The sequence below is a fragment of the Bacteroides sp. genome (assembly GCF_019417265.1).
Classification (GTDB): domain Bacteria; phylum Bacteroidota; class Bacteroidia; order Bacteroidales; family Bacteroidaceae; genus Phocaeicola.
The window spans coordinates 1-4,989 of the sequence record NZ_DXVR01000090.1 but is presented as its reverse complement, the minus strand read 5'-3'; the positions used below and the strand labels follow the sequence as shown (position 1 = coordinate 4,989).

General features: G+C 40.7%; 3 protein-coding genes and 1 riboswitch. All 3 genes read left to right on the top strand.

The features are described 5' to 3' along the window. A partial coding sequence (locus QZ379_RS10300) for an HD domain-containing protein (protein ID WP_291564109.1) occupies positions 1 to 1,371 on the top strand: 1,371 nt, incomplete at its 5' end. A gap of 254 nt (positions 1,372 to 1,625) precedes the next feature. Then, positions 1,626 to 1,809, top strand: a riboswitch (cobalamin riboswitch). 24 nt (positions 1,810 to 1,833) lie between these two features. Continuing rightward, positions 1,834 to 4,221: an anaerobic ribonucleoside triphosphate reductase gene (locus QZ379_RS10295; RefSeq protein WP_291564105.1), complete on the top strand. Its 2,388-nt coding sequence runs from the start codon at positions 1,834 to 1,836 to the stop codon at positions 4,219 to 4,221. A 9-nt stretch (positions 4,222 to 4,230) separates the two neighbouring features. Next, positions 4,231 to 4,719, top strand: a complete 489-nt coding sequence (nrdG, locus tag QZ379_RS10290; RefSeq protein ID WP_291564102.1) for an anaerobic ribonucleoside-triphosphate reductase activating protein — start codon at positions 4,231 to 4,233, stop codon at positions 4,717 to 4,719. The last annotated feature ends 270 nt before the right edge of the window (positions 4,720 to 4,989 follow it).

Here is a 4,989-nt window from a genome sequence, read left to right as displayed (position 1 = left end):
GAAACCGCCGACGAAATGGGCATAGAATGCTATGTAGTTGGCGGATATGTGCGCGACATATTCCTGAAACGACCTTCTAAAGACATTGATGTGGTAGTGGTAGGAAGCGGAATAGAAATAGCGCAGGCTCTTGGCAGAAAGCTCGGTAAAGGTGCTCATGTATCAGTGTTCAAGAATTTCGGGACAGCACAGGTTAAATTCAGAGATAGAGAGGTTGAATTCGTTGGGGCAAGAAAAGAATCATATAGCCATGACAGCAGGAAACCTGTAGTGGAGAACGGGACACTGGAAGATGACCAGAACAGACGTGACTTTACTATCAATGCAATGGCTGTATGCCTAAACAAGGACAGATACGGAGAGTTGGTAGACCCATTCGACGGGATGGAGGACTTGAAAGAAAGAACAATAAGAACTCCTCTTGACCCTGATGTAACATTCAGCGACGACCCGCTACGAATGATGAGGTGTATAAGGTTTGCAACACAACTGAATTTCTACATCGAAGACGAAACATTCGAGGCTCTCGAAAGAAACAAGGAAAGAATTAAAATCATTTCCAAAGAACGCATAGCAGACGAACTGAACAAAATCATACTATCTCCTATCCCTTCAAAAGGATTTGTTGACTTGGACAGATGCGGACTGTTGGAACTCATCTTTCCGGAACTATGTGCCTTGCAAGGAGTTGAAACAAGAAACGGAAGAGCTCATAAAGATAATTTCTACCACACTCTTGAGGTGCTGGACAATATTTCAAAGGCTACAGACAATCTGTGGTTAAGATGGTCTGCCCTACTTCATGATATCGGAAAACCGAGAACAAAGAGATGGGAACAAAAAGCCGGATGGACATTCCATAACCACAACTACATTGGAGAGAAAATGATTCCGGACATTTTCAGAAAAATGAAACTCCCAATGAATGAAAAGATGAAATATGTCCAAAAGCTTGTGAGTCTGCACATGCGCCCTATAGTAATAGCCGATGAAGAAGTGACAGATTCTGCCGTAAGACGACTGCTATTCGAAGCCGGTGATGACATTGACGACCTTATGTGTCTGTGCGAGGCAGATATAACGTCCAAGAACGAAGCAAGAAAGCAACGTTTCCTTGACAACTTCAAACTTGTAAGACAAAAATTGAAAGACCTTGAGGAGAAAGACAGAATCAGAAACTTCCAGCCACCGGTAGACGGAGAAGAAATAATGAGAATTTTCAATCTCCAACCATGCCGCGAAATAGGTGACTTGAAAAGTTATATCAAAGATGCTATTCTTGATGGTATCATACCAAACGAACATGATGCTGCATATGAATATATGATGGAGAAGGCTAAAAAAATGGGCCTCAAACCTGTTAATGAATAACCAAACAATAAAATATTAGTTCTCCCGTATCATGAGATTTTATATCTTTAAAGCTTATGATACGGGATTTAATCAGCTACAGAATCTATTCTAAAAATCACAATAAATAGAAAACAAATCAACGTCGTAATTTAGACAAGTTTTCCAAAAAGTCTTTCACAATGCATTACAAGAGCGTTTTCATTCTTTACAATTTATACTTTTGAAAATTCCAAGAAAAAAGTAGTTTTTATTTTCCAAATTTTATTCATAGATTTGCGATGTTTTTTCAGAGTGACATCAAGTATCAAAAGGGAATATCGTGCAAATCGGTAACAGTACCCGCTGCTGTGATTCTTATTGAAACGGAACAGAGGGAAATCCAACCACTGCCTTATGGTGGGAAGGTGTTCCGCGGAGAGATCAGTCAGAAGACCTGCCCTGAAAAGGCAAACGGATAATTTATGATAAAAACTTAGAAAAATGGAAACAAAAGACATCTGTATTATCAAAAGAGACGGGAAGCGGGAAAACTTCTCTTCTGCAAAAATCTACAACGCCATCGCAAAGGCATTTGTCGCATCAGACCTGACTGACTGTGAAACACTGATTGACGAAATCACCGAAAAAGTGATAAAGCACTTCAACACGCCTACGATAGGTGTGGAAGAGATTCAGGACCTTGTAGAAATGGAACTGATGAAGGTACAGCCTGAAGTGGCAAAGAAATATATCATCTACAGACAGTGGAGAAATACCGAGCGTGACCGCAAGACGAAAATCAAACACATAATGGACGGCATTGTGGCAATCGACAAGAATGATGTAAATCTCAGCAATGCAAATATGTCGAGCCATACTCCGGCCGGACAGATGATGACTTTTGCCTCAGAAATCACAAAAGACTATACATATAAGTATCTTCTGCCTAAAAAATACGCTGAGGCACACCAGCTTGGGGATATCCACATACACGATTTGGATTACTATCCCACCAAGACTACAACATGTATTCAGTATGACCTTGACGATTTGTTTGAAAGAGGATTCCATACAAAAAACGGAAGCATAAGAACACCACAGTCAATACAAAGCTATGCAACACTGGCCACAATCATATTCCAAACAAACCAAAACGAACAGCACGGCGGACAGGCCATACCGGCATTCGATTTCTTTATGGCAAAAGGTGTTCTGAAGAGTTATCAGAAAAGTGTGGCATCAATAACCGCATTCCTTGCAGAAATGAAAGGCATTGATATCAAAGAAGATACACTGAAAAGCATCGTAAAAAAACATCTCTCCACAATAGAGCCTACGGAAGAATCAAAACAATCATTAATTGAGGAACTGAACTCTTTGGGAGTAAATATAACCAAAGATGAACTTGAACATATCCTCAGCAAGGCTAACGAACGTACACGCAAGGATACTCATCAGGCTATGGAGGGATTTATCCACAATCTGAACACCATGCATTCAAGAGGCGGAAACCAGGTCGTATTCAGCTCAATCAACTATGGTACAGACACTTCCGCAGAGGGAAGAATGGTTATCGAAGAGTTGCTTAAATCGACAATCGAAGGACTTGGAGCACACGGTGAGGTTCCTGTGTTCCCTATACAGATATTCAAGGTAAAAGACGGAGTGTCATATTCCGAAGCCGATTATCAGCTTGCCATAAGCGATTTCGACGCTGCCATAGAAGGAAAAATGAAATTTCAGGCTCCGAACTTTGACCTTTTCCTTAAAGCCTGCCATACTACAGCCAAAGCATTATTCCCTAACTTCATGTTCCTGGACGCACCATTCAACAAACATGAACTGTGGAAAGCCGACGACCCCAAAAGATATAAATATGAACTTGCCACAATGGGATGTCGTACGAGAGTATTTGAAAACGTAAACGGTGAAAAAACTTCATTGGGCAGAGGAAACCTGTCGTTCACGACAATGAACATGCCACGATTGGCTATAGAGGCTAAGATTAAAGCAGAAAGCATAATAGACACTAACAACAAGGAAGCTATAGAGCAAAAGGCTAAAGAGATATTCCTTCAGTCTGTAGAAGAAATGGCTGAAATGATAGCTGAACAGCTTTATTCAAGATACCAGTATCAAAGGACAGCCTTAGCCAGACAATTCCCATTCATGATGGGCAACAACGTATGGAAAGGCGGAAGCAGAGTCAATCCTAACGAGGAAGTCGGAGATATACTGAATCAGGGAACATTGGGAATCGGATTTATCGGTGGACATAATGCCATGGTAGCACTCTACGGACAGGGACACGGACACTGCCAGAAATCTTGGGACACATTGTACGAGGCAATAGAGAAGATGAACAAGGTGGCACAGACATACAAAGAGAAATACCGTCTTAACTATTCTGTACTGGCTACCCCAGCTGAAGGACTTTCGGGCAGATTTACAAAAATGGACAAACGAAAATATGGAATCATAGAAGGAGTAAATGACAGAGATTACTATGTAAATTCATTTCATGTTGACGTAAAAGAGCCGATAAGTATAATTGAAAAAATCAAACGCGAAGCACCTTTCCACGCATTAACTTTAGGAGGACACATCACATATGTAGAGCTGGACGGTGAAGCACAAAAGAACGTAAAGGCTATAGCCAAAATAGTAAAAGCGATGAACGATGAAGGTATAGGATACGGTTCTATCAACCACCCTGTAGATACATGTCATAACTGCGGATACAGAGGAGTGATATACAGCAAATGTCCTATATGCAACAGCGAGAACATTCTCCGTATGCGCCGTATCACAGGCTATCTTACGGGCGATCTCAGCAGCTGGAACTCAGCCAAACGTGCTGAAGAGCGCGACAGGGTTAAGCATGCATAATATAAAACTATGCTACATTATTTATATACATACCCGGAAACAATTGTTGACGGTGACGGCATCCGGTATTCCATCTATCTTTCCGGATGCAGCCACCGATGCAAAGGATGTCATAATCCGGAATCATGGAATCCCAAAGCCGGGAAACCGCTTACAGATGATATCCTGAACAGAATAATATGCGAGATCAACAGCAATCCGCTTCTGGACGGCGTTACGTTTACAGGAGGGGACCCATTCTTTAATCCTGATGATTTTCGCATAATATTGGAGAAAGTTCGCAAATCTACCAATATGAATATATGGTGCTACACCGGATATACAATTGAAGAAATCATGAAAGACGAAAGCCGTAAAGATTTACTTCAATATATAGATGTATTGGTGGACGGCAGGTTCGAAGAAAGCCTGTATTCTCCAACCCTCGAATTCAGAGGAAGCAGCAACCAGAGGATTCTGGATTTAAAACATCTGCACACCCCAAACAGAACTATTTAATGTCAAGATATCCGATATACCGTCTTGTTTTCGGTATATCGGATATCTTTTTTTCACCTATGCCTTAATTTGAATTTTACGCATTAAATATGTTATACAACACATATTAAAGTAAGGGCATCTAATATTAAAATTAACACTATAGACAGAAATCCTATTTTTTAATTGCGATTTTATAAACTTAATCACCGCAAAGTAAAAACATACCAGAACGTGTTATTTTTCCGTTCGCGTGCACGAAGCGCACACAAGGCAAAACATGATATAAAT

Excerpts from the sequence above, each read along its gene's own strand:
- QZ379_RS10295 (WP_291564105.1), top strand. The coding sequence starts at position 1,834 with ATGGAAACAAAAGACATCTGTATTATCAAAAGAGACGGGAAGCGGGAA.
- nrdG (WP_291564102.1), top strand. The coding sequence starts at position 4,231 with ATGCTACATTATTTATATACATACCCGGAAACAATTGTTGACGGTGAC.